Below are 24834 nucleotides of genomic sequence, written 5' to 3' on the forward strand. Positions count from 1 at the left end.
TTTTCGGTGGCCGGCATCCCAGGTTACCGCAAAGCGGTGGGAGCACAGGATCTGTAGCCGTTCTCCACCGAGGCGCTAATATCGGTGGATTGGCGAGACGGCCGTCTCGCCAAGGGCTGTTGTAAACCGGCCTAATGTCGGGGATAGGCATTGTCTCGTCCTACGATAAAGCCTGCGACTTCAGTCGCGGGTTGTTTACCTAGGCTTTAGCCGTTGTTTTGAGACACGCTTCTTTGAGAGATTGTCCTCGTGCTGTAGGCAAAAGATAGGGTTTGTTTGTCCCGATGTTATCAATCATTGGCAACGCTAGATCTGGCTTAATGGTAGCGCGATTCACGACCACCAAGACCAGCGCTGTAGATATGCGCGAACACAGCACTCGCCTTGATATTGATTTCGTCTGGGTCATAGGCACTGGGAGGGAGGTGGGTATACAAGTGCTTGATGATCTCGGCCTTCATCTGCGCTTGTACGGTTGCCATATTGCGCAAGCGCTCCAGCGCGAAGCGCTGATCTGCCAATTTGCCCAGTAAGTCCTTGGCAACTTTCTTGATCGCTTTACAATCACTCTTGGTGAGTGAATCTTTCTGAAGCAAATCAAACACGGCCAGTTCTGTTTCGCTATCAAGCCCTTCGCGCAGATAACGCTTTTCCTCTTCGCTACAGTCGTTATTGAAGGCGAACAGGTCGTCCATCACCTTCTGAATTTCAACTGCATCCTTGTCCTTGTTGTATGCCTGAACGATTTCTTGATAACGCTCATACAGGTCCACTCGCGTGGGGTTGCGTGCCACCATCGCAGCTAGGCGTTCCTCAATTTTTTCCATCAAGTTCATTGCTATGACATTCTTGAAGGGCGACTTCTTAAATTCAGCACGCAGGCGAGAAAAGTCAATATTAGAAAGGTCATACCGGGCGGTAGTCTCTCTGACTGCTGGGGTGTCGGTCGCTACAGCTACATCCACCACATCGTACAAATCTTGTAGCAAGCTGCTGACATCGGGTGATACGCGCGCATCCTGCATCTTGTTGTAGATGGCTGTGACAGCACTCTCCATTTCATCGAAATCGAAAAGCCTCGGGTGGGGGAAGAGACCACGATGGCGCGCTTGCACATCCTCAACAATCACCTGATAGGTCTTGCGGCGTTCGTCACTTTCGCAGAGAAGGTTAACCGCTACCAAGATCTGTTTTTGTTTATCGAAGCCTTTGGCATTGATCAGTTCGTTAACATCAAAACCCAGATTCATCAGGAACTCGGCTGCAGCCTTGAGACTATCGGCATATTCTGCCAGTGCCTCGGCATCATCGCGCACTGTATCCTGTTCCGCCTCTCCCTTGCCCGTGCCAGCACGATCACCCTGTGCAAAAGTGGCCAGCGCCCGTCGCAGGCTCTTAATCATGCCGTTGTAATCGATGATCAGCCCATGTTTCTTGCCACCACCAACTCGATTCACGCGAGCAATAGCCTGCATTAGGGTATGGCCTTGCATGGGTTTATCCAGATACAGGGTGGCCAGGCATTTCACGTCGAAGCCGGTTAACCACATGGCGCAGACAATCGCGATGCGGAAAGGGTTGTCTGCTTTCTTGAACTCTTTTTCCAAGTCGCGTTTGACTATCTTTTCGCGGTGTGGCGTGATGTCTAATGGCTCATCACGGAAATTCCGCCACTTAGCAAACTCCGCCACTTCGCCCTGCTCCTGTGACACTACCACGCAGCACTCGGTGGCTTTCATCCACTCCACATGCTCTCGTCGTTGCTTGAGGAGTCCGGTAGGCGCTTTGCCCTTTGCCGCAAACAAGGCTTCCTCCGCTGCCACAGCAACTTCTAATTGGGCAGTTTTTTCCTGCCACTTGGCCACGATCAGATCATGCATTTTCACGCAGGTGATTTTGTCCAGACATACCATCAAGGCCTTGCCACCCCCGTTTTCGACCACACGCCAGCGCTGGTGAAAATGGTCAACAAAGTCTTGTGCGACTTTGTCCAGTCGCGTGGGTGAGGTCAGGATCGGATAGTCCCGCGCCAATTCCCGATAGAGCTTTTCTTCTTTTTCCTCGGTCCACGGATCATCCAACGCGGCAGCCTGCTTCGCTGCTTCGATGTGTTGTGCGATGCGTTCGCTGACCTTTGGGTCGACAATTTTTAGCTTTTCACCACGGTTCTCGTAGAACAAGGGCAGTGTTGCACCATCTGCCACCGCACGCTGAAAGTCGTAGATAGAGACATAGTCACCGAACACCTCACGGGTCAGCTGCTTCTCGCCAACATCGATCAATGGGGTGCCTGTGAAGCCCAGGAACTTGGCGTTTGGCAGTCCTTTGCGCATATTCAGCGCCAGCCGTCCATACTGCGTTCGGTGTGCTTCGTCACTGATAACGATGATGTTGTCACGGTCTGAATAGGCCTCAGTGACGCGCTCACGGTATTTTTGAATTAGGCCAAACACATAGCGGCGATTCTGGTCACGCAACATCGAGCGCAGCGCAGCGCCATTCTTGGCCTGATCAGTCTTGCCATTAGCGCGCCCGCAGTTGGTATAGGTCGATGCGATTTGATCATCTAACTCGGTACGATCAGTGATGACCACAAATGTCCAAGCAGCGGACAGCTTGCGATGGATTTTCTCGGTCAAAAACACCATCGAATACGATTTGCCCGAGCCTTGAGTGTGCCAGAACACCCCCAACTGACCCGCAGCGACCTCTGCCTGAATCTTGGGATCGGTGGAGGTCAAGCGGTCGATCACGCGATTTACCCCAAGGTATTGGTGGTTACGTGCCACGATTTTGTGTGTGTTGCCGTCAGAAGCATCAAACAAGATGAAGTTCTCGACGATATCTAGTAGGTGCTGCTGATGCAGCATGCCGTGCAAGAGAATCGGCAACAGTGGCTGGTCCTTGCTGGGTTCTGGATCGTCCTCGTCGAGTCGCTTCCAGCGATAGAAATGCTCGCGGGAGCTGGTCAGCGAACCGTACTGGGCATCGTGGCCGTTGGAGATGATGACCAGCGCGTTCCAGTGAAACAAGTGCGGAATGGTGTCCAAGTAATCGGCGTAGTTTTTCTTGTACGCGCTGTCGATGTGTACCTCGAAGCGTTTGAGCTCGATGAACACAAGGGGCAAACCGTTGACGAAGCCGATCACATCGGGGCGACGCAGCCACAATTTGCCGCGTACCCACAATTCACGCACTGCGAGATAGCGATTGTTTTTGGGTTCATCGAAATCAATCAAACGCAGCCGCTTGTCGACCAGCCGACCGGCAGCGTCGCGGTATTTCACCGGCACACCATCGCGCAACAGCGTGTATTTTTCCTCGTTTTGCGCGATCAGCGATTTGGTGATGTCGTCCTGCACCACCAGCGCCAAGGCATCCTGATAGGCGACATCGGGCAAGCCCGGGTTCAAGCGCCTGAGCGCTGCCAGCACATCCCGAGTGAGCACCACCTCGGTGTCTGATGTCCGCCCCAGCAGGCTATCAGGCCCGAACCCCCCTTCGTCTTGTGCAAACACGCTTTCCCAGCCTAGCTGCTTTTCCAGCAGTTCAGCTGTGGGCGCTTGGATCAACAGGTCTTCGGAATAGTCCTTCTTGGCCATTTTCTGGGGTTCCTCTACGGGTCGGCTTTGGCTCTAACGCCACCGACCTTTCTTGTCAAGTCCTGGTCGATACGCTATTATCTGTCACAAATGGGTTGCGACTACGCGGCCGGCGTCGGGCTCCTGGTACTACAGGGGCCCTTCTGCTTTCTGGTGCATGGTTTTGCCTCTCATGGAAACACTTTCAGCCCTGTGCCCAGCTTGCTGCCGGTCTTGTCCCGGTAGAACTTCCCCTCCAGCACCTCGGCCGCTCGGTTGCGCTGATCAGGTCGTAGCACGGTCAAACCGATCGGCCGAGCCGTCAGGTCGGCCAGTTGCAAGCCTTCCGAGTTGGTCTTCTTGTCGGCAAGAATCAGGTCGAACGGCAATGGCCGGTTGAAGTAGTTTGCACCGTCACAAATACGGCGGAATTCCAGCTCTAGCTCGGCATCTTCCTTGGCCCCACGCGCTTCACACACGATATAGGTCAGTGCATCGTCTTGCCCTGCCCCCTTGAGCAGTCGATAGATGCGCTCCAGCCCGAACTCCAGCGCCAAGTGATAGGGATGGGCCGGATTGTGGTAACGGGCCTTGAGCTTGCGCTTGTCAATTACTACGGCCACCAACTGAAAATCGGCTGCGCCGATGATGTCGGTCAGTTCGTTCAGGAACGCCTCGCGCGGTTCTTTCGATAGCCGCGAAAACGCTCCTTTCTTGCGTCGGATATCTGCTTCGTGCAGTACCACCATGTCGTGGCCGAAGGTGGTGAACTTCAGTTGCCGGATCGCCGGAGCCACCCTGTTCGCGTACTCCTCTTTGCGGAAGATGCAGAACGACAGTACGAATACCGGATAGTCTGGGTCGATTGACGTGAGGCTGTGGTCGCCGCTTTCGTCGACGTAGACGATGTAGTCGCTGTGGCTACTACCGCCCCCAGGGATGATGTAGTTGGCCACCGGTTCGATCATACCATCACCTCATCGGGCAGGCGGATGCCAGAGACGTCGAGTTGGCCGGACATCAGTTTGGGGAGCAGAAGGTCGCGGGCCTTTGCCAAGGACTGATTTGCGCACAGCAGGCTTTCGGCTTGTTCCAGAAGCGGCCCCACCAAGCGGCCAAAGTCTTTGCAAGCCTCCAAGGGTGGAAGCCAAATCTCAACGGCGCCAATATCTCCGCGACTGAGTTCAAGTTGATTGGTCGCACCTTTACCCATCTCGGAAAAGACAGGCTCCAAGCTCAGCAGCGCTTGACCCAAGTAGGCCGTCCACTCGTTACCCAATGGGCGGGCTATCGTGACATGCGTATCCACGGTGCAGTTTTCGACAGCCGTCCTGACCTGAGCAACGCGCCCCAACGTTCCCGCCCCGGTTGAGTTGATGAGTACGTCACCAACCTGAACAAGCCGATCCGGCTTTACATCCTTGGACTGCCGACGAGCTGGCTGCATCGAAAGCCGGCCCTCGCGAATACATTTCTGGTTAATGACCCAGCCCTTCGCTGAATCGTCGTACTTCGGGGCAATCCCGCGATTCAAGAAGGATGTTTGCTCGGCAATTGGCTTCTTACACCACCCCTCCGGCACACCATCCTTCACCGGCACCGATTCATGGCTGGGAAATCGCAGGTGTACGAACCACTCGCGGTACAGACGGCGAGCAGCGTCTTCGAGCAAGGCAATGCGGCGTTGGTTGGTGGCGATCAGGTCGTCGTAGGCGGACAAGCACTCAACTATGCGCGCCTGGTCGTCGAGGTCAGGCAACTCGAACTCATAGGCCGCAATGTCCTTGCCACTGATATGAGGAATGTTGGCCCCGGTGGTGATTCGGTGAATGTGGCCAGAAAAGTTGGGAGCCGCCAAGACGTAACGAATGAAATTCGTTAGCGCAACGCCCGGCTTACCGCGCAATCGGCAAACTCGCTGAACGAGAAGAGCGGGCAAGTCCTCCTGCCGGATCCAGGCCATCTTCAACCCATCCCCGACGATGGGACGATCCATGGCAAGGATCACGTCGTCTTCCGCGAGCTGGTAACGCCCCAGGTCATCGCACTGTGCTGCTGGCCACTTCTTGGTCTTGTCGCCCCAGCGGATGTAGCCTTGCTGGACGTTGTCGCCACGCAATAGGCGAATGCCGTCTGAATCCGCATCCAAAAAGCCTGCGCTCTTGAATGCGAAGCCGACCAGCATATCGGACACATCACCCAGCCGCGTCATTCCATCAACTCCTCAAAGTTGCGGGCAATCCGCCCCGCCAATTCCACCGCCTTGTCATTCAACTCGGCCAACTCATCGTGAATCTCGCGCAGCTTTTCGACAAAATCGTCTTCATCATCCTCTGCCGCAGCAGCCACGCCCACATAGCGCCCGGGCGTGAGCGACCAGTCGTTGGCGGCGATTTCGTCAATCGTCACCGCTTTGCACAAGCCCGGCACATCCTGAAACCAGCCTTGTGGAAAGCGGCTATGCAACCAATGCACCTGATGGATGAAGTAGGCGGCTTGTTTCAGCGCGTCGAGCACTGCATCGCGCACCGTCGGGTCCTCGTTTTTCTTTGCATCAGCCGCCAGCAGAGCGCGCTTGGCTTCGCGCGCGGCTTTGCCGTCGAAGGCTTTGCTCTGCCGAGCGCGTAGCTGCTTTTCAGCCGTGTCCAGCAGCTTGAGCCATTGCTTGTGGCGGGCTTCGATGGTTTTACCAGCGGCTTTGAGTTGCGGTGCCAAGGCCTCGAGCGTGGCTTGCAAGGTGACTTGGCTTGAATGGGCTTCGACAGGCTCAGCCCGAACGGTTGCGATAGCGGCGCGGGCCTCGGTGCAGGTGGTGAGCAGCGCGGCGATAGCATCCGCCGACTGCGTGTCGGCCTGTGCCGTCGCCAGCTCGACCTTAAAAGCGTCAAGTTGGGCCTGCGTGATTTGCGTGTCCTCGGCTTGGTCGGCGTTCAACTCAGCCAGCGTGGTCTGATTGGCAAAGGTTTGCAGCGGCGCGGCTAATGCCTGCACAGCGGCGGTGTCAGCCTCGAGGCGTGCGGGAAGGGCGGCCAGCCAGTCATCCACTTGCCGCTGGTAGCGGGCCACCAAGGCGATGAATTTCTCGTGCTCGCCCCGGTACAGCCAGACAATAGCGGTGAGGTTGGCGAGTTGCTCGTCAGTGAAAACGTGTGAACGTGCCGAGACGACATGATAGACGTTTCGCGCGTCGATCATCAGCACTTGGTCGTGCAGGTCTTGCTGCTTGCCTTTATCAAAGAACCACAGCGTGCACGGCAGGCTGCGGGTGTAGAAGAACTTGTTGCCAATGGCCATCATCACATCGACGTGGCCGGTCTTGACCAGCTTTTCGCGGATGTCGCGGTCTTTGTTGCCGGCATCTGAAGCACTAGAGGCCATCACGAAACCGGCGCGGCCGGTGTCATTCAAGTAGGCGTAGAAATACTGAATCCACAGGCTATTGGCGTTGCTGATGGCGCTGGTCTTGGTATTGGTACCGGTTTTGGTCGTGGTGCCGGGTAGGCCGAAGGGCAGACGTCCGCCATCGCCAACTTGGGCTTGTACTCTTTTAGCGTCCACACCGTCCACATTAAAGGGTGGGTTGGCCATCACAAAATCGCACTGGCCAATCAGGTGTTCGGCTTGGTCGTAAAAGGTGTTGCCCTGGCGGATATTGGAGGCATCAAGCCCGTGCACCACGAGGTTCATGCGAGCCAGTTTGGTGTTGGTGTCGCTTTTTTCCTGACCGTGGAAGGTAACGGTGTCGTTGGCCTGTTGGTGACGCACGTCTTCGATGAAGTGGCCCGTTTGCACGAACATCCCCGCCGAGCCGCAGGCCGGATCGAACACCAGACCATGATCCGGTTCGATGACATTGACGATCATACGCACCAACGAAGGTGGCGTGAAAAACTCGCCGCCTTCCTGTGCACCGCTCATAGCAAACTTGTTCAGGAAGTATTCGTAGATGCGGCCGAACACGTCACCGGTGGCGGCCTTGATGGCGGGGCGGTCGAAAATCTTGACCAGTTCGGCCAGCAGATCAGGTTTAAAGGCAGCATAGCCTCGCGGCAACACCCCAGAAAGTACTGGGTATTCGGCCTCGACTGCGTCCATGGCGGCGTCGATAATCTCGCCCACCTGAGCACCTTGTGGCAGGCTAACGATGCGGTCAAAACGTGCAGCTTCTGGCAAATAAATGGCAGCTTTGCCCTGAAAACCGAGTTTGATGAGTTCTTCGCGCAGGGTTATAGGTACCTGTGACGGGATGTCGGCCTCGATGTCAGGCAAATAAGCCTTGAAACGGTTGTCGGCATGACGCAGAAAGATCAGGCCAAGTACCGGCATTGCATATTCGGCGGCGGTGAGCTTGGAATTGGCGCGTAGTTGGTCAGCCGCTTCCCAGAGTTCGTTTTCGAGTTGCTGGATATTCATAGAATCTCTGCAAGGAAACCCCTGACTTGAGTCAGGGGAGGAATTGCGCTATCGTCAGTGCGTCGCCCGTATCCCTCTCGTGGCATGGCGGCAAAGCCGAATAACGGGGGATTGCACAAACTGCCGTTTGTGCAACCGGCCTTGTAAATGTCCGGAATGAGACATCGAAGAACAACAAGTACCCCACTAGGCCGTTTTTAGCATCGGCATGAACTCTGCTGTTTAGCGGTTGGGAAGAGGTTAAACACAAAGTGATACACAAACTTCACTTGTTCCAATGTTGCCAATCATTGGCAATAGACGACAAAAAACCCAGCAGGCATAGGGCTTTTGCTGGGTTTGTTTGGCAACGCTAGGCATTGCTTTTTGAATTCGTGGTGCCCAAGGTCGGACTCGAACCGACACGCCTTGCGGCGGGGGATTTTGAATCCCCTGCGTCTACCTATTTCGCCACCTGGGCAGGTGTCTTGCAGTTGTTGCTGCGAGGAAACAAATAATACACAGCCTGCTTTTTTTTGACAAGGGGCTTTTTAAAAAAATTAAAATTTGAACTGCCCCAAGGCCTGAATCAGCTCTTTTGACACCTGTTGCAACGCATGAGCCGATTCACGATTACCTTGTGCGGCATCGGTGTTGGCCTGAGCCATGCTGGCGATTTGTCCAACATGCTCTGCAATTGCTTGGCTAGAGTGGCTTTGCTCTTGCATATCACTGGCAATATTTTTTACTACCGCCACCGCATCGGCTGTTTGTGTATCCACCACGCCCAGCGTTTTATTGGCCTGTTGTGCCGAACTGACCCCTGTGCTGACCTGTTCTCGGACAGTCCCCATTCGCTCCGCCGCTTGCTGGGTTTCAGTGACAATCGCCTGAATGGTGCCGGTGATTTCTTGAGTGGAGATCGCCGTGCGCTCGGCCAGTTTTCGCACCTCATCGGCCACCACCGCAAACCCCCGCCCCATTTCACCCGCACGGGCGGCCTCAATCGCGGCGTTGAGTGCCAACAAATTGGTTTGTTCAGCAATATCACGAATCACATCGACAATACTCGACACTTGGCGAGAGCGTTCACCTAATGACAAAATCATCTCAGCCGAGGCACGAATATCACTGGCGATGGTTTCCATATCCGATACCGTGTTTTGCACCACATTACGGCCTTCTTGTGTTGTTTCACGGGCGGTACTACTGAGCGTTGCGGCACGGCTGGCGTGTTCAGCAACACGGGCAATATTGGCAGACATCTGTTCAATCGCCGCTGCTATTTCCGTGGCAGAGGACGATTGTTGGGACGAGCTATCGAGCACGTATTGCGCTGCAGTTTCCAGCTGTGCCGATGAGCTGGCGATTTGTTGCGCACAGCCATTGGCCTGATTGACCAGCCCCGCCACCTTATTCACTGTTTCATTCAATGCCGCACCCAGTCGTAATACCTCGTTACCGCTGTTGGCTTCGGCATTGCTCACCCGAACATGCAGATCACCCATGCCCATCCGTTCGACGGCAGTGACCATTTCAGATAAAGGTTTTAAGCGTTGTCGAATCACTAACAAAATTAACAAGGCGGATAACACGCCGGCGCACAACGAAATCACCATCATAATGTTGCGCAACACCACGGTATCTTCATTGAATTCGTGTGTCCACGTGCCAAACGCTAACACCCAATTCCATTTCTCCGAGGTTTCAACCGCCACCACTTTTTCTAACAAATCCCCCGACTTAGGATCGGCCAACAAATAGCGAATCATGCCTTGTTTATCGCTAATCATCTTGCGTAAAGCATCTTGTGTGGGTTGATCGCTGACCGCTTCTACAACAGTTTTGTCTTGGAAGCGAGGGTGTAGCACAAAACGGGCAATGCCTTTTTCTTCGCTGCTTGGGTGCATTAAAAAGGGATAACCGGTTTTGCCGATAGAGCGTGAACTGAGTAGTTGACGAATCTGTGCCAATTCGCCATCCAAGGCAATCCGTACCGACAAGCCACCAAAGACCTTACCTTGGCTGTCTTTTAAAGCCCGTACGGTGCTGAAGTAATACTTGCCATTGCGTTCAACCAAACCGCTGTAATCTTTACCTTGGGTTAAGGTGGTTGGTACTGGGTCATCTTTTGGTAAGGACGTACCATTCATGGCAACGCCATCTTTTTTCAACAGTGTGGCCGTACGATAAAACAGGCCATCATGCAGTTGTAACACCGCCGTGTCATCACCGGTTAAATCACGAAACCGTGCCATTAAATCGGTATTACCATTTAACACAACATCGCCTAGCTTGATCTGTGGCAGTTCTTTATTGCCCGTTTTGACGAGGGTATTGGGGTCGGCAGTGATTGTGCCGCCGAGCCAACGTTCAAAAAACTGGAGTTGGCGTGCTCCGCGTTCTTTTACGTTGTCAAAATAGGCATCTAAAATCCCGCGCATCATTTGGGCATCGCTGACCATAGCAGCTTGGGCTTTTTCCTGTGCCATTTTTTGCCCAAAGTATGAAACTGCGCCGGTTAAAATGCTAAACACTAACAACAAGATTAGCGAGACCACTAAGATAAGTTGTTGGCTAAGCGGACGATGTTGTAGTCCAATGGCCATTGTTGTTTCTCCTGTTCCAGTGATGTGGTTTTTTTAATCCATTTTTTATGTCAATAAACATAACATGAAACTCTCTTCTATAGGCACTCTTTTAGCATTTTTGCTAATTCTTAGCGGCTGTGCCGGATTGCCCTTTGGGCAAGGCGCTTTATCGACGACAACGCCTAACACCACGACCGACACTTCACTGCAACGCGAACAAAAACAACAGCAATTGCTTGCTGCGGCAGATCAAATCGCGGACCGTTTGCGAGAAGGTGAATTGACACGGTTGCAGGCAGCAGAGGCTTTAAATCAACAACGACTTAAAATTGTCGGTGCCAATCCGATTGATGATGAGGTATTTGCCCGTTATCGCGAGTTGATTGCAAAAGTCCAAGCCGGACGCTTGAGCCAAACTGATTTGCGCCAGCGACTCAAACAAAAACTGGATAGCGTGAATGCCCAACCGTGGCAGACGCGTCAATCCACTCCCCCGCTTTTTACCCATTTTTTATTGAAAACGATTTATGGCCAAACAGCGCGCTAAATCACCGATGCCATGTCCATGCGGCAGCGGTCTTTCTTTTGAACAATGTTGTCAGCCCTTGCTGTTGGGGCAAAAGTTTGCTGAGACCGCCGAACAGCTGATGCGCTCGCGCTATAGCGCCTTCACACAACAGCATTGGGCCTATTTGCGTCAAACATGGCACGCCAGCACATGCCCGACTGAACTGGAAGATGATCATCCGCCACAGTGGTGTGGTTTACAGGTGCTGTCGCATCTCGCTGTGATCGACAATGACGAGAACCGTAGTGAAGTGGAGTTTGTGGCCCGCTATAAAGTCAACGGCCGCGCTTTTCGTTTGCACGAGCGCAGCCGTTTTGTCCGAGAAGCGGGGCGATGGTGGTATGTTGATGGTGATTTCACAGACAGCTAATGACTAGGCGAACGGGTCGTGCTCGCTGCCTGAATGGTTAGCGCTGATACCGATTAGTGTGATTTCAGCATCGGTTTCCATCGACTCCGTCTCTGGGAGTGGGCGGAAGGAAGGCCATTTGATTTTATCGAGCACCTCATCGACTTTGTCCTTCACCGAATCTATCGGATTTTGCACCCAGTTCGACAACTGATCTTGGGCACGTTGCCATTCAGCTTGCAGCTTATCCCAAATCGACGATTCGGTAATTTGTGTCGCCACCCGCTGTAGTGCATTGGCAATCTCGCTGCGGCTATTGAGCGTTGTTTGTCCCAACTTTGACAGCGTATCCACAAAGAAATCATTGGCGTAATTGACCAAACTTTGTTGGCTGGCGCCATTCTGCGCTTGGTTAAGTAGCGACTGTGCCAAGGTCTTGACTTCACTGCCATACGCAATAAACAGCGGTGCGAGCTGGGCACTGTTCACACTGGCCTCGCTGCTGCCAAGAATTTGGCCAAGCTGGGCAGCGAATGGTTCATAGTTGCCGGTGGTCAGGTAATTCTGAACCGCAGTTAGCTCATTGGCACTGACCAACTGACTTCCATCGGGCACGCTTTGTGTTGCGGCTAATTGGCTAAGCTTAACCTGTCCTGCCAATTCCAAGAGGCCAGCCGGGGTTAAACTGCCGGTGTTGAGCTGTGTGAGATAGGAATTGGCTTCTTGGCTATTGGCGACATGGCCGGTGAGGTTGCTATACAGGGTGTGAAATAAGGTGGTGTGGCTGGTGGCAGCGGGAATGAGGTGGGTCAAGACGGCCGCTGCGGCTTGGCTAGCACTATGAGATTGGGTTTGCACATAGTTGACAATGGTATTGAGTTCGCTGCTGGTTGGGGCTTGGTTAAACCATGCCATCCATAATCCAATGGTTTTGGCGACCTCTGAATCTACAGCAAAGCGCGATACTTGCCCGTTATGATCTAATAACAATGTTCCTTGACTGACTTGTGCAGTAATGGCCATGCCCGATTGCCTTTCTGTTGGCGAGTTAAGCAGATAACAACCGGCCAGGGAGGCGCACGGTTTGCATCCAGTAGTGTTTTAAGTGATGCATGGCATCGACAAACACCGTCATATCACTGGGTTTGGTGACATAGCCCGCCGCGCCAAGACGATACACATCCAAGACATCCCGCTCGGCATCCGAAGTGGTCAACACCACCACGGGAATTTGACTCCACATCGGATGGTGTTTCACGGTTTTCAAAAACTCTTTGCCGTCCATCCTTGGCATATTCAAATCCAATAAGATCAGATCAGGCAACGCGGCAGGATGTTGTTCGAGGTATTGCACCGCATCTAAGCCATCACAAGCGTGATGGAGTGAGACGGGTAATTCCCCATTATTTAAAGCAAAGCGGATTAAGTGCATATCCGCTAGCTCATCCTCAACCAACATAATATTTAGGGCAGAAACAGGCATAGTGATTCCAACTTTTTGTGTGCGCTATGATTTGCATAGCATACGCAGCATATTTTGCAATAAACCCCACGGTTCCCCTGCTTCCGCCCCTTTGATACAACGATCAATCCGTGCACATTCACTCAAAGCATTGAGCAACTGTGGACGTGATAGCCGGCGCAAAGCAGGTTCAATCCAACGTTGACGTGCCCCCCACACTCGGAATTCACGCAACAACTCATTCATGGATCGGCCTTGTTGCCGACCATCGCTCACCCGAATTAGGGTGCGCAGCTCTTCTGCCAACGACCACAACACCAACACTGGGCTTTCGCCCTCTGCCGCTAAACCATGCAACATACGCAAGGTTCGGGCGGTATCGCCTGCCAGCCAAGCTTCTGACAAGGCAAACACATCAAACCGCGCTACATTGGCTACCGCCGCTTGCACCTCGGGCAAATCCAGTTCGCCGGCAGGATAGAGCAACGCTAATTTGTCGATTTCTTGTCGTGCTGCGAGTAAATTTCCCTCGACACGATCGACAAAAAACGCCAACGCTTCAGGGGTCATGCTGTGTTGTTGTGCTGCCAGCCGACGACGAATCCATTGTGGCAATTCGCGGCGGTCGATGGGCTGTGCTGCCAACACCACACCCTGTTTTTCTAGTGCGCTAAACCACTTGCTTTGTTGTTGAGCACGCTCTAGGCGAGGCAACAAAATCAGGACCAACGTATCAACAGGAAGCTGTTGGGCCAAGCGTTGTAGGGCTTCAGCGCCTTCGGTGCCGGGCTTGCCAGAGGGAATACGCAATTCAAGCAATTTACGGCTGGCAAACAACGACACACTCATCGCGGCTTCAAACAGATACGACCAATCAAAATGGCCCTCAACTGTCAAAACTTCGCGTTCTTCAAAACCCTGTTGCCGCGCGACAGTGCGTAGCACATCGGCAGCTTCGAGCGCGAGCAAGGTTTCCTCACCGTGGATTACGTACAACGGGGCAAGGCCTTGCTTGGATAAGGCAGTATTGAGCTCGTCAATCTTCAACTGTGGCATTAAGGACGACTCACCGCTTTCACCGCCGGCAACCGATACATTAACAGCGTGGTCGCTTCTTCTCGCATCATGCGCCAGACCAATTGTTCTTCTTGTTCCTTACCCAACACTGAACTATCGCTATACGGAAAATCGCGCCGCACCCATACCGTGACGGGCTCGCCAAACGCTTGGTTATTTTTCTTGAGCTGCACGCTGACACGATATGTCAGCTGATATTCGTTGACACGACCGGCGCGGTTTAAGGTCAGTAAGTCTTTTGCTTGTTGTTCTGACAACACGCTTAAGATGGTATCTGCTGCTCGTACATCACTCATCACGCTCACGCCTTTTTGCAAAGACAGTGAGCGGCTGAGTAGGGGAGCGATGGCGCTACCACTTGGGTTTTCAACATACACCGTCGAAAACGGCAAGGCAGGGCCAACTTGGCCTTGGCCACGCAAGTGGAAGCCACAGGCCGACAGCCCTAGCGCCAGCACCGCAGCACAAAAGGTGCGAAAAGGGAAAGCCATCGGCACATCACTCCTATGTGTTATTACGCTACTTAAAAAAGTTACACCACGATATTGACCAAACGCCCCGGCACAACAATGATTTTCTTCGCCGGTTTACCTTCCATAAAACGTTGTACGTTTTCGTTGGCAAGGGCGGCTTGTTGAATCAATTCATTGTTCGCGTCGGCGGCGACAGTGACGGCGCCACGTAACTTACCGTTGACCTGCACCATCAGTTCAATTTCTGATTTCACCAACGCCGAGGCATCGACCGCCGGCCATGCTTGCTGCAACAGGCTGTTGTCGCCACGCAAGGCTTGCCACAAGCCCTCGCAGATATGCGGCACAATCGGTGACAACAATAATGCCACAGCCTCTAACACTTCTTGTGCCAAGGCGCGACCCACTGCATCACTTAAATCGGTCTTTTGATAGCTGTTGAGCAATTCCATCACTGCGGCAATGGCAGTGTTGAACTGTTGCCGTACACCATAGTCATCGGTCACTTTTTGAATGGTGCTGTGCAACTGATAACGCAGCGCTTTTTGATCCGCAGACAACCCTTGTTGCTCACGGCAAGCGGCGACCACACCTTGTTGCACATGCTCGTGGACGATTTTCCACACGCGGCGTAAGAAACGATGTGCCCCTTCCACCCCAGCATCCGACCATTCCAACGATTGCGATGGTGGCGCGGCGAACATCATAAACAAGCGCGCCGTATCTGCCCCATATTGTTCAATCAATGCTTGGGGATCAACACCGTTATTTTTCGACTTCGACATTTTTTCAATGCCGCCAATCACCACCGGCTGACCATCTTGTTTCAAAATGGCACCCGTAATTTTGCCTTTGGCATCACGGGTGATTTCAACGTCAGCAGGGTTAAACCAATCTTTTTTGCCGTTGGCTTGCTCACGATAGAATGTCTCACATACCACCATGCCTTGAGTCAGCAATTTTTGGAATGGTTCATCGGTATGCAACAGGCCTTGATCACGCATCAATTTGTTGAAGAAACGGGCGTATAACAAATGCAAAATAGCGTGTTCAATGCCGCCAATATATTGATCGACGTTTAACCAATATTTAGCACGTTCATCGACCATCCCAGTTTGACAATCGGGGCTGGCGTAGCGGGCAAAATACCAGCTCGATTCGACAAAAGTATCCATGGTGTCAGTTTCACGTTTTGCTGCACCACCACACTTCGGACATGTCGTTTCGTAAAACTCAGGCATTTTTACCAATGGATTGCCGGAGCCATCCGGCACCACATTTTCTGGCAAGACCACTGGCAACTGATCTTCTGGCACCGAAACATCGCCACAGCTTGGGCAATGAATAATCGGAATTGGACATCCCCAATAGCGTTGGCGAGAAATACCCCAATCACGCAGGCGATATTGGGTGGTTTTCTCGCCAGCACCTTTGGTGGCCAAGTCTTGCACGATGGCAGTAAACGCCCCTTCAAAGTCCAGTCCATCGTACTTACCCGAATGCAGTGTTTGTGTCGCGCCAGGGTCTTTGCAGGCATACCAATCTTGCCATGTCGTGGGGTCAAAATCGGCATCGCCGCTGGTCAAGGTAATGACTTGTTTAATCGGCAGTTGATACTTATTGGCAAAAGCAAAATCGCGCTCATCATGCGCAGGAACGGCCATCACCGCCCCAGAGCCGTAGCTCATCAAAACATAATTTGCCACCCAAATTGGCAGTTTTTCGCCGGTCAGTGGATGTACCACATAAAGCCCTGTGGCCATGCCTTTCTTTTCCATGGTGGCTAAATCTGCTTCGGCGACCGAACCGGCTTTACATTCGGCAATAAAGGCGGCCAACTCAGGTTGGGTGGCGGCGGCTTGTTGCGCCAGTGGGTGTTCTGCTGCTACCGCCACATAAGTGGCACCCATCAAGGTATCGGGACGGGTGGTGTAAACAGACAACTCGCCTGCATGACCAATTGATACTTCATCATAGGCAAAGCGGATGTTGGCACCATAGCTTTTGCCAATCCAATTGCGCTGCATCGTGGCCACTTGTGGCGGCCAATCGAGTTTTTCTAAATCGTCTAACAATTCATCGGCGTACTTAGTGATGGCAAAGTAGTACATTGGGATTTCGCGTTTTTCAATCAACGCACCCGAGCGCCAGCCACGCCCATCAATTACCTGCTCATTCGCTAACACGGTTTGATCGATTGGGTCCCAATTCACCACCCCGAGCTTTTTATAAATCACCCCTTTTTCATACAACTTGGTGAACAGCCACTGTTCCCAACGGTAGTAATCGGGTTTGCAAGTGGTCACTTCCCGTTCCCAATCGATGGCAAAACCGAGGCTTTTCAGCTGGGTTTTCATGTAGTCGATATTGGCATAGGTCCATGCAGCGGGTGCAACTTGGTTGTTGATGGCCGCATTTTCAGCCGGCATCCCAAACGCATCCCAGCCCATGGGTTGCAAAACATTAAACCCCTGCATTTTTTTGAAGCGGGATAGCACGTCACCGATGGTGTAGTTACGGACGTGGCCCATGTGCAGTTTGCCGGAGGGGTAGGGGAACATCGACAAACAATAGAATTTTGGCTTGCTCAGGTCTTCCACTGCTTTAAACGCGGCAGTTTTTTCCCAATGCGCTTGTGCAGCCGCTTCAATATCGCGCGGGGCGTACTGTTCTTGCATGATGTAGTGAACCTAATGGAAAGAAAGAAAATCCAGCGATTATAGCGATTTGCATCCGCTTTTGCGGAATTGCGCAGCATGCTTTGTTGCGGCGCAAATTGACCTTTCGTGGTTTGCTCTCTAGATTGGCCACAGGGGGATAAAAATATCGCTACCCCACAGGTAAAACCCGCTCCACAAGAGCGAGGTGAATCAATCGCAATAAAGCCACCCATCTCGTTATCCACTTGATGAGGTTGGTTCACGAGGAGAAACACCATGATCCGAGAAACACTCTCTCTGGATGATAAGTACACCGCGCAAACTGGTCAGGTGTATATGACGGGCATTCAAGCCCTTGTGCGTTTGCCGATGATGCAACGGCAACGCGATCAAGCCGCTGGCTTAAATACCGCTGGTTTTATCAGCGGTTATCGTGGCTCTCCACTTGGCAATGTTGACCAAGCGATGGAAAAAGCCGAACCCCACCTCAAACCCCATCATATTCATTTCAAAGCTGGGCTGAATGAAGACTTAGCCGCCACTGCCGTATGGGGCACACAACAGGTTAATCTTTTTCAAGGGGCACAATACGATGGTGTGTTTGCCTTGTGGTATGGCAAAGGCCCCGGTGTCGATCGTTCCGGCGACGTGCTGAAACATGGCAATGCCGCTGGTAGTAGCCGTTATGGTGGTGTGTTAGTCATTGCAGGTGATGACCATGCGGCAAAATCCTCCACTTTTCCTCATCAATCCGATCATATTCTCGCTGCCTCGATGATTCCGGTGTTGAATCCAGCAGGGGTGCAAGAGTTTTTAGATTTTGGTCTGCATGGTTGGGCGATGAGTCGCTATTGTGGCTGTTGGGTTGCCATGAAAGCGATTTCGGATACGGTAGAAAGCTCGGCAGTGGTTGATGTGTCGCCAGAACGCATCACTACGCGAATTCCCGAGGATTTTCCGGTTCCAGAAGGGGGGCTCAATATCCGCTGGCCGGATCCACCGTTAGCACAAGAAGAACGACTGTTACATCACCGCCTGTATGCGGCGATGGCCTATGCGCGAACGAATCAACTGAATCGGGTTGTGCTCGACTCGCCCAACCCTCGGCTTGGCATTATCACCAGTGGCAAAAGCTATCTTGATGTCATGCAGGCCCTCGATGATTTGGGAATTGATGAGCGCCTAGCGGCTGATATTGGCCTACGGATTTTCAAGGTCGGGATGGTGTGGCCATTAGAGTCGGAAGGGGTGCGTCATTTTGCTGAAGGGTTGGAAGAAATTTTGGTGGTCGAAGAAAAACGCCAAATCATCGAATACCAGATAAAAGAGCAGCTCTACAACTGGCGTGAAGACGTGCGGCCACGGGTGGTCGGAAAGTTTGCCGAAAAGGGTGAATGGGCGTTGCCGCATGGTGATTGGTTGTTGCCAGCAGCGGGCGAGCTGACTCCTGCGATGATTGCTCGTGCTATCGCCAAGCGTTTAGAAACCATTTTTGATAGCCCGATCATTCATGAACGGCTGAAGTTTTATCAAGAAAAAGAAGCCCAACTGCAACAAAAACGCGAGGCGATTGCCCGTGTACCGCATTATTGTTCGGGGTGTCCACACAACACCTCGACCAAAGTCCCCGATGGCAGCCGTGCCGTGGCAGGGATTGGCTGTCATTACATGGCGACTTGGATTGAGCCGCATACTCAAACCTTTACCCAAATGGGTGGAGAAGGATGCACTTGGATTGGCCAAGCGCCGTTCACCTCAGAGCAGCATGTGTTTGCCAACTTAGGGGATGGCACCTATTTCCATTCTGGCCTGATGGCGATTCGGGCTGCGATTGCGGCCAAGGTTAATATCACTTACAAAATTTTGTATAACGATGCCGTAGCCATGACGGGTGGTCAGCATGTGGATGGGTATCTTGATGTGCCGATGCTTACCCGTCAGCTGGCAGCCGAAGGGGTTAAACGGATTGTGATTACCACCGACGAGCCAGAAAAATACCAAGGGGTGCAAGGCTTGGCGGCTGGGGTGGAAGTCTTTCATCGGCGTGAGCTTGAGCAGCTACAACAACAGCTGCGTGTGATTGCCGGCACCACCATTTTGATCCATGACCAAACGTGTGCGGCAGAAAAACGGCGGCGGCGGAAACGCGGCAACTATCCCGATCCCGCTAAACGCGCTTTTATCAATCATCGTGTCTGTGAAGGCTGTGGTGATTGTGGCAAAACTTCGCAGTGCTTATCTGTGTTGCCGCTGGAAACACCACTAGGACGGAAGCGCACCATTGACCAGTCTTCTTGTAATAAAGATTTCTCTTGTGTGGATGGCTACTGCCCAAGCTTTGTCACTGTCGAAGGTGGACAACTGAAAAAGAATGGCCAAAAGAGTTGGCCTAGCTTAAATGATATGCCGCCTCTGCCGTTACCACTTCTTCCCAGCACTCAGCAGCCCTACGGCATTATGGTTACTGGGGTGGGGGGCACCGGTGTTGTGACCATCGGCCAAATTCTCGGGGTTGCCGCACACTTAGATGGGCTGGGCATTTCAGTGTTGGATATGGCAGGCTTGGCACAAAAAGGGGGGGCGGTATGGTCACACATCCGCCTTGCTGATCAACAAGACAAGCTGCACGCGGTACGGATTGCAGCAGGTGATGCCAATGTGGTGTTAGGTTGCGACTTAGTGGTGACCGCGAGTGCGGAATCATTGGCTAAAATGCGGCGTGGGTTTACCCGTGGTTTGGTCAATCGCTTTGAAGCCCCAACCAGTGAGTTCACCAAAAACCCCGATGCCCATTTCCCCAGTCAAGCCATGCGGCAAACGTTGGTGGACACCCTTGGACAAGAATACTATGCCGACCTTGATGCCACCCGTTTGGCCATTGCATTGATGGGCGATTCGCTGGCCACCAATATGTTTATGTTGGGTGTGGCATGGCAAAAAGGATTGATTCCAATCAGTGAACAAGCCATGTTACGCGCCATTGAATTGAATGGTGCGGCGGTGGAGTTCAACCGACAGAGCTTCACTTGGGGCCGCTATGCCGCGCACGATTTGGCTAAAGTGGAAAGTCTCGCCTTTCCTCCTACTGTGGTAAAAACCTTGCCCTTCCCTCAATCGCTGGCAAAAATGCGTGAAGCACATGAGGCTTTTTTAACGGCCTATCAAAATCAGGCGCTTGCCAATCGTTACCACCATTGGGTTGAACACGTTCAAGCAGCAGAAGAACGAGTCAAACCCGGGTCGCGTCACCTTACCCGCGCTGCGGCTCGCAGTTATTTCAAATTGCTGTCGTATAAAGACGAATATGAAGTGGCGCGCTTGTACACCGATGGTGAGTTTGTCGCCGAATTGCAGCAACAGTTTGAAGGCGATTTCCACCTCTCCTTCTACTTTGGCACTGGCTATTTACAAAAATGGCTAGGCGGTGGCAGCGATAAACCTCGCAAATTCCGCTTTGGTTCGTGGGCTTTTTCTGCGTTGAAACTGTTGGCTAAATTACGCGGGCTGCGTGGCACTGCGTTAGATGTGTTTGGCTGGCAAGCAGAACGACGGGTTGAACGGGGATTGATTCGCGATTTTGAAGCAACGATGGCAAAAGTATTGTCTGAGCTGAACAGCGATAACCTTGCGCTTGCTATCGAGATCGCTGGCTTACCAGAGCAAATTCGCGGTTTTGGGCATGTCAAAGAAGCCGCTTTACACAAGGTCAGACAACAAGAACAAACGCTATTTGCTCAGTGGCACCAACAGACAACAGAACATCGTGCTGCGTAGTTAAAATTTAAACAAAAAGTCATTTGTGCCGGTTTTTGTGGATCATTCTGTAGTTTCTGCAGGAGATTCACAATGACCGGCTTTCTTTTCGGAAATTGGTATTGCGTTTCTCGTGTAATTTGCCCACCATGCCACAACACAGTTTGCTAAACTGTGCTATCGCGTCTTTCCAACAAAATCATGTTATTGGCGTAATGTGATCGCGTTCCGAAAAGACGACAGATTTAGTCGATCCTCAGTGCACATACGGAAACCGATACTCATGGGCAGCATCAATACAGAATACGCACAACTCATGCAGCAAACTGCCATTGCTGAAGGTCGGATTGAAATTAGCGCTTCTCTGTTGGCTAAAATCGATGCTGGAGAAGAAGGCTTTGGCGAATGGCTTAGTCATGCCAGACAAGCCGCGCTCGAAGGCGCACGACAAACCGCCCATCTTTTTTCCGAGCCGGCTTATCGCAGTTTTATGCGGGTAACCGTGGGTTTTCGCTTTGATCGTGAAAATGCCGCCATTATCTGTACGGCTAAAGCGGAAACACGCGGCGGCAATGGGGCAGATACCGAGGCACTTAGCGCGGTCAGCGCGGCGCTCTTAGCACTCTACACCCACTGCAAAGAAACTAACGAAGCGTTGCGGATTGCGCATATTCGGCTGTTGGATGAGACACAACACGACATCCTAACGCAGCAAACCCCATAACATTTCGCTTGCCATCACAATCAAAATACCAGCAAAGGCTTTCTTGAGCTGGGAGACAGGCAGGGCGTGAGCGATTTTGGCACCAATTGGCGCAACCACGGTGGTCACAATACACAGTGTTAATAACGCTGGCAGATAGACAAAACCCACCGAATACTCAGGCAGCTTAGCCTGTGACCATCCTGCAATCACATACCCAATGGCGCCTGACAACGCAATCGGCCACCCTAAGGCAGCGCTGGTTGCAATCGCTCTTTGCATGGCCACATTACACCAGCTCATAAACGGTACGCTCATCGAGCCGCCGCCAATCCCAACAAAGCTGGAAATCACCCCAATGATCCCACCAATCGACCATAGCCCTACGGCACCGGGCAAATCGCGTTCTGGCTTTGGTTTGAGGTTTAATAACATCTGGACGGCAATAAGATAGGCATAAAAAACGAAAAACCATTTCAAATCACGGCTTGGAATAAAGCCTGCAATTTGTGAGCCCAATAACGTTCCCAAGACCATCGCCGGCGCCATCCGCCGCACAATCGACCAATCGACCGCGCCATGACGATGATGTGCCCGCACGCTGGCAAAGCTGGTAAACACCATGACAGCTAACGATGTGCCAAGGGCAATATGTTGCACATGATCATGCATGCCGCTGGCTTCTAACATCCACACCAACGCCGGCACAATAATTAAACCACCGCCTACCCCAAGTAACCCCGCAAGAAAGCCAGCAACGGCACCGATTGCCATCAGTCCCAATAAAATTGATAGTTCAGGCATTGTCTCTTAGTCTTTCCGCCGTAATCGTAAACTAGAAAATACACGCCGCTCCCGTTCGGTAAGCACCGCATCTAAAGGTAAATCCCATGCTTCGGTTGGCACTGCCGCCACCTGTTGGCAGGCGAAGGCTACACCCACTAAACGGGGTTGTTGTAAGTGCTGATAATGGCGACGAAAAGCCAGCGTGGCATCATAAAACCCCCCGCCTTGCCCCAAGCGATAACCTTGCTGATCAAAACCAAGTAAAGGCATAAAAATGGTGTGCATCTTTTTAGCAGTGAGTGCCACACCTCGCAGTTCAACAATACCAAATCGGTTGCGATAGCCTGCTTGTTGTGGCCGCCATTCAGTAAATGATAAGCAACGGCCACGTTTTGGTACCACAGGAAGAAACACTCGACAGCGTTGTTGTCGGGCGAGGCTTAGTAACGGTTGTAACGAGATTTCACTGCCATACGCTTGATAAAGCGCAATCCGCCGCCCCGATTTGAGATAGGGACGTGCCAACTTTGCAACGCGTTGTGCCGCGTCATGACGGTGTTTTGGAGAGAGCGCCTGTCTGGCCTGTCGCAATTGCCGACGCAATTCACTTTTGTGGCGAGCAAGATCACTGGCTGCAGACACAGGGGGCTTATTTGACATGTAGGAAGGAGAAGTCCCCCGCGATTGCCGCGCCGGCTGATTCGCTTGAACCTAAGGTTCAATGTGGTTCCCGACGTTGTACTTTGGGCGCACTGAACTAGGCAGCGCGACACGCAGGTACAAATCAAGCCAGAAACCAGTCTGCGATTATTGGTTCAAAGGAATTTGTGCCTTTGCAAACAGCGCAGGGGACTAAAAAAGGTGTTCGATACTTGCTTAAAGACTCAATCGTGTGCCTCGTCGGCATCGGGATCAAGCACTTCGTCAATCAATCGACTCATGGCCTCTATTTTACCCTGAAATTGCAGTAAGTCTACATCGCTACCTGCAACCTTGGTGTGTAAATAGTCGTGAGTGATGTTTAATGCCGCTAATAGCGCAATTTTTCCCACATCCACGACACGCCCAGCCTCACGAATCGAGCGCATTCGCGCTTCTAAGAAGCGAACAGCTTCCATCAGCGCAGGTTTTTCGCCATCAGGACAACTGACATACAAACGTTGACCCAATAAATTGATCTCGACCTGTTGTATGCCCATTACACATCATCCTCTTCGGGTAATTGGCTGATTAAGTCAGCGATTTTGGCGCATGTCTCATTCAACCGCGCTTGTAAGTGGCGGTTGTCTTGGGTGGAGCGTGCGAGTTGCTGACGCAATTCGGCATTTTCCGAGCGCAATTGCCGACAGAGAGCGGCAAGCTGCAGCACTTTTTGGTGTAGGGTTTCGAGTTCAGCGTTCATGGGAGCGCACTATAAAGGGCGGCTAATTTAGCGTCAAACCTTGTCAATCACCCCTGACTGAAGTCAGGGGCTTGTCCCTGTACTAAGCAACCAGGAGACCCTGATGCTGTTCCGAGACTTTAGGCCGATTGACACCGGCCCTGGCGATGGAACGAATGTTCTTCGCCGCGTTCACATCCGCATGGTCGGTGTGTCCACAGGCCACACAGCGGAACTCTGCTTGCGATCGGCGGTTGGCTTTGGCCGTATGGCCACATGCTGCGCACGTCTGGCTGGTGTAGGCGGGAGAAACCAGCACGACATCCACGCCGGAAAGCTTGGCTTTGTACTCGATGAACGTGCGCAGCTGATGGAAAGCCCAGCCGCCCATCTTCGCCCGTTGTGCCTTGCGAAACCGTGTCCGAGCGCGGATGCCTTTGAGGTCTTCCAGGGCTATCCCGCGCTCGGTGCCTTTGGCCTTGGCAACGAGCGATTTGGCAATACGATGATTTTCGTTAGATCGAAATCTCCTCTCTTTACCACTCAAGCGCTTGAGTTGGCGTCGAATGTTCTTGGGGCGAAGCCCGCGACGCTTTTTCCCCGCAGCGGCTTTTTGCAAGCCTCGGCGAAGTGCGTGCTGCCGAGTGCGCACGGCTTCCACCGTATCGCCGCTGTAGCGTTGCCCGTCGCTGTCCGTGGCAAGGTTTGCAACACCCAGGTCCACGCCAAGGAAATCCGTAGTTGGTGTCTTGGTGCCGTTTGGCAGATCGACGGTCACCAACAAAAACCACTTCCCATCTTTGCGCCGTACCAGATCGGATTGTCCTTTGGCGTTGGTAAAACGCTCCTGTTGGTATTTGCCCATGATCACGGGCATGATGATGCGCCCAGAAAGCGTCAGCAGTGAGACGCGATCTGGCCCCTTGAAGCTCATAAGACGCTGGTCGTAGGGGATGGAGGCGAACGGCCTAAAGTGCGGACGTTTTCCTTTGTCGCGCTTGTAGGCTTCACAGACCTGGGCGATGCAACGCACCGCCATTTGGGCAGACAGCCCAAAG

At 52.6% G+C, this 24834-nt stretch carries 19 protein-coding genes, 1 tRNA gene and 1 other RNA gene; 4 read left to right on the forward strand and 17 right to left on the reverse strand.

The window, feature by feature from the left end:
* Positions 1–317: 317 nt before the first annotated feature.
* The 6 genes from ACTBZS_RS09145 to ACTBZS_RS09170 form a co-directional block, all read right to left on the reverse strand.
* Positions 318–3602: a type I restriction endonuclease subunit R gene (locus tag ACTBZS_RS09145; protein WP_463043916.1), complete on the reverse strand. Its 3285-nt coding sequence runs from the start codon at positions 3600–3602 to the stop codon at positions 318–320.
* 170 nt (positions 3603–3772) lie between these two features.
* Positions 3773–4549 carry a DUF3800 domain-containing protein gene (locus ACTBZS_RS09150; protein ID WP_463043917.1) on the reverse strand — a complete coding sequence of 259 codons (777 nt, stop codon included), beginning with the start codon at positions 4547–4549 and terminating at the stop codon, positions 3773–3775.
* Positions 4546–5793, reverse strand: a complete 1248-nt coding sequence (locus ACTBZS_RS09155) for a restriction endonuclease subunit S (RefSeq protein WP_463043918.1) — start codon at positions 5791–5793, stop codon at positions 4546–4548. Before ACTBZS_RS09155 ends, ACTBZS_RS09150 begins: the two co-directional genes overlap by 4 nt.
* Positions 5790–7994, reverse strand: a complete 2205-nt coding sequence (locus tag ACTBZS_RS09160; protein ID WP_463043919.1) for a type I restriction-modification system subunit M — start codon at positions 7992–7994, stop codon at positions 5790–5792. Before ACTBZS_RS09160 ends, ACTBZS_RS09155 begins: the two co-directional genes overlap by 4 nt.
* 375 nt (positions 7995–8369) lie before the next feature.
* Positions 8370–8454: transfer RNA gene (locus ACTBZS_RS09165), tRNA-Leu, on the reverse strand.
* A 79-nt stretch (positions 8455–8533) separates the two neighbouring features.
* Positions 8534–10582: a methyl-accepting chemotaxis protein gene (locus tag ACTBZS_RS09170; RefSeq protein ID WP_463043920.1), complete on the reverse strand. Its 2049-nt coding sequence runs from the start codon at positions 10580–10582 to the stop codon at positions 8534–8536.
* Between the two features lie 64 nt (positions 10583–10646).
* On the opposite strand from ACTBZS_RS09170, the gene ACTBZS_RS09175 reads away from it, so the two are divergent.
* Both ACTBZS_RS09175 and ACTBZS_RS09180 read left to right on the forward strand, forming a co-directional pair.
* Entirely contained in the window at positions 10647–11111 is a 465-nt protein-coding gene (locus ACTBZS_RS09175; protein WP_463043921.1) for a hypothetical protein, read from the forward strand.
* Positions 11092–11502 (forward strand): YchJ family protein, encoded by a 411-nt coding sequence (locus ACTBZS_RS09180; RefSeq protein ID WP_463043922.1) that lies wholly within the window; start codon positions 11092–11094, stop codon positions 11500–11502. Before ACTBZS_RS09175 ends, ACTBZS_RS09180 begins: the two co-directional genes overlap by 20 nt.
* A 3-nt stretch (positions 11503–11505) precedes the next feature.
* Here the strand turns inward: ACTBZS_RS09180 and ACTBZS_RS09185 are convergent, their stop codons facing one another.
* The 5 genes from ACTBZS_RS09185 to leuS are packed head-to-tail and all read right to left on the reverse strand — an operon-like array spanning position 11506 to position 17171.
* Positions 11506–12504: a hypothetical protein gene (locus ACTBZS_RS09185; protein WP_463043923.1), complete on the reverse strand. Its 999-nt coding sequence runs from the start codon at positions 12502–12504 to the stop codon at positions 11506–11508.
* Positions 12505–12529: 25 nt separating this feature from the next.
* Positions 12530–12964 (reverse strand): response regulator, encoded by a 435-nt coding sequence (locus ACTBZS_RS09190; RefSeq protein ID WP_460431072.1) that lies wholly within the window; start codon positions 12962–12964, stop codon positions 12530–12532.
* Positions 12965–12988: 24 nt separating this feature from the next.
* A complete protein-coding gene (gene holA / locus ACTBZS_RS09195) occupies positions 12989–13999 on the reverse strand; it encodes a DNA polymerase III subunit delta (protein ID WP_022653304.1) in 1011 nt (336 codons plus the stop codon).
* On the reverse strand, positions 13999–14511 hold the full coding sequence (locus ACTBZS_RS09200) for an LPS-assembly lipoprotein LptE (protein ID WP_463043924.1): 513 nt from the start codon (positions 14509–14511) through the stop codon (positions 13999–14001). The genes holA and ACTBZS_RS09200 overlap by 1 nt, the downstream gene beginning before the upstream one ends.
* Before the next feature lie 41 nt (positions 14512–14552).
* Positions 14553–17171 (reverse strand): leucine--tRNA ligase, encoded by a 2619-nt coding sequence (gene leuS, locus ACTBZS_RS09205; RefSeq protein WP_463043925.1) that lies wholly within the window; start codon positions 17169–17171, stop codon positions 14553–14555.
* A 258-nt stretch (positions 17172–17429) separates the two neighbouring features.
* Here leuS and ACTBZS_RS09210 point away from each other — a divergent pair, with 258 nt between their 5' ends.
* Together ACTBZS_RS09210 and ACTBZS_RS09215 are read left to right on the forward strand one after the other, a co-directional pair.
* The gene (locus ACTBZS_RS09210) at positions 17430–20927 is read left to right on the forward strand and encodes an indolepyruvate ferredoxin oxidoreductase family protein (protein WP_463043926.1); all 3498 of its coding nucleotides are present in this window, start codon (positions 17430–17432) and stop codon (positions 20925–20927) included.
* A gap of 262 nt (positions 20928–21189) precedes the next feature.
* On the forward strand, positions 21190–21630 hold the full coding sequence (locus tag ACTBZS_RS09215) for a cyclic pyranopterin monophosphate synthase MoaC (RefSeq protein WP_460431075.1): 441 nt from the start codon (positions 21190–21192) through the stop codon (positions 21628–21630).
* Here the strand turns inward: ACTBZS_RS09215 and ACTBZS_RS09220 are convergent.
* From ACTBZS_RS09220 to ACTBZS_RS09245, 6 genes are all read right to left on the reverse strand, one after another.
* Positions 21610–22413 carry a sulfite exporter TauE/SafE family protein gene (locus tag ACTBZS_RS09220; protein ID WP_460431076.1) on the reverse strand — a complete coding sequence of 268 codons (804 nt, stop codon included), beginning with the start codon at positions 22411–22413 and terminating at the stop codon, positions 21610–21612. The genes ACTBZS_RS09215 and ACTBZS_RS09220 overlap by 21 nt on opposite strands.
* 6 nt (positions 22414–22419) lie before the next feature.
* Positions 22420–23037, reverse strand: coding sequence for a 5-formyltetrahydrofolate cyclo-ligase (locus ACTBZS_RS09225; RefSeq protein WP_460431077.1), 618 nt, complete (start codon positions 23035–23037; stop codon positions 22420–22422).
* 29 nt (positions 23038–23066) lie between these two features.
* Positions 23067–23249, reverse strand: a non-coding RNA gene (gene ssrS / locus ACTBZS_RS09230) — 6S RNA.
* A gap of 30 nt (positions 23250–23279) precedes the next feature.
* Complete coding sequence (locus ACTBZS_RS09235; RefSeq protein ID WP_460431078.1) at positions 23280–23594, reverse strand: cell division protein ZapA; 315 nt, start codon at positions 23592–23594, stop codon at positions 23280–23282.
* Positions 23594–23797 (reverse strand): hypothetical protein, encoded by a 204-nt coding sequence (locus tag ACTBZS_RS09240; RefSeq protein WP_460431079.1) that lies wholly within the window; start codon positions 23795–23797, stop codon positions 23594–23596. Before ACTBZS_RS09240 ends, ACTBZS_RS09235 begins: the two co-directional genes overlap by 1 nt.
* 82 nt (positions 23798–23879) lie before the next feature.
* Positions 23880–24834: RNA-guided endonuclease InsQ/TnpB family protein (locus tag ACTBZS_RS09245; protein ID WP_463043927.1), on the reverse strand; the 955-nt coding region annotated here is incomplete at its 5' end.

This window comes from Aquaspirillum sp. (assembly GCF_055136605.1).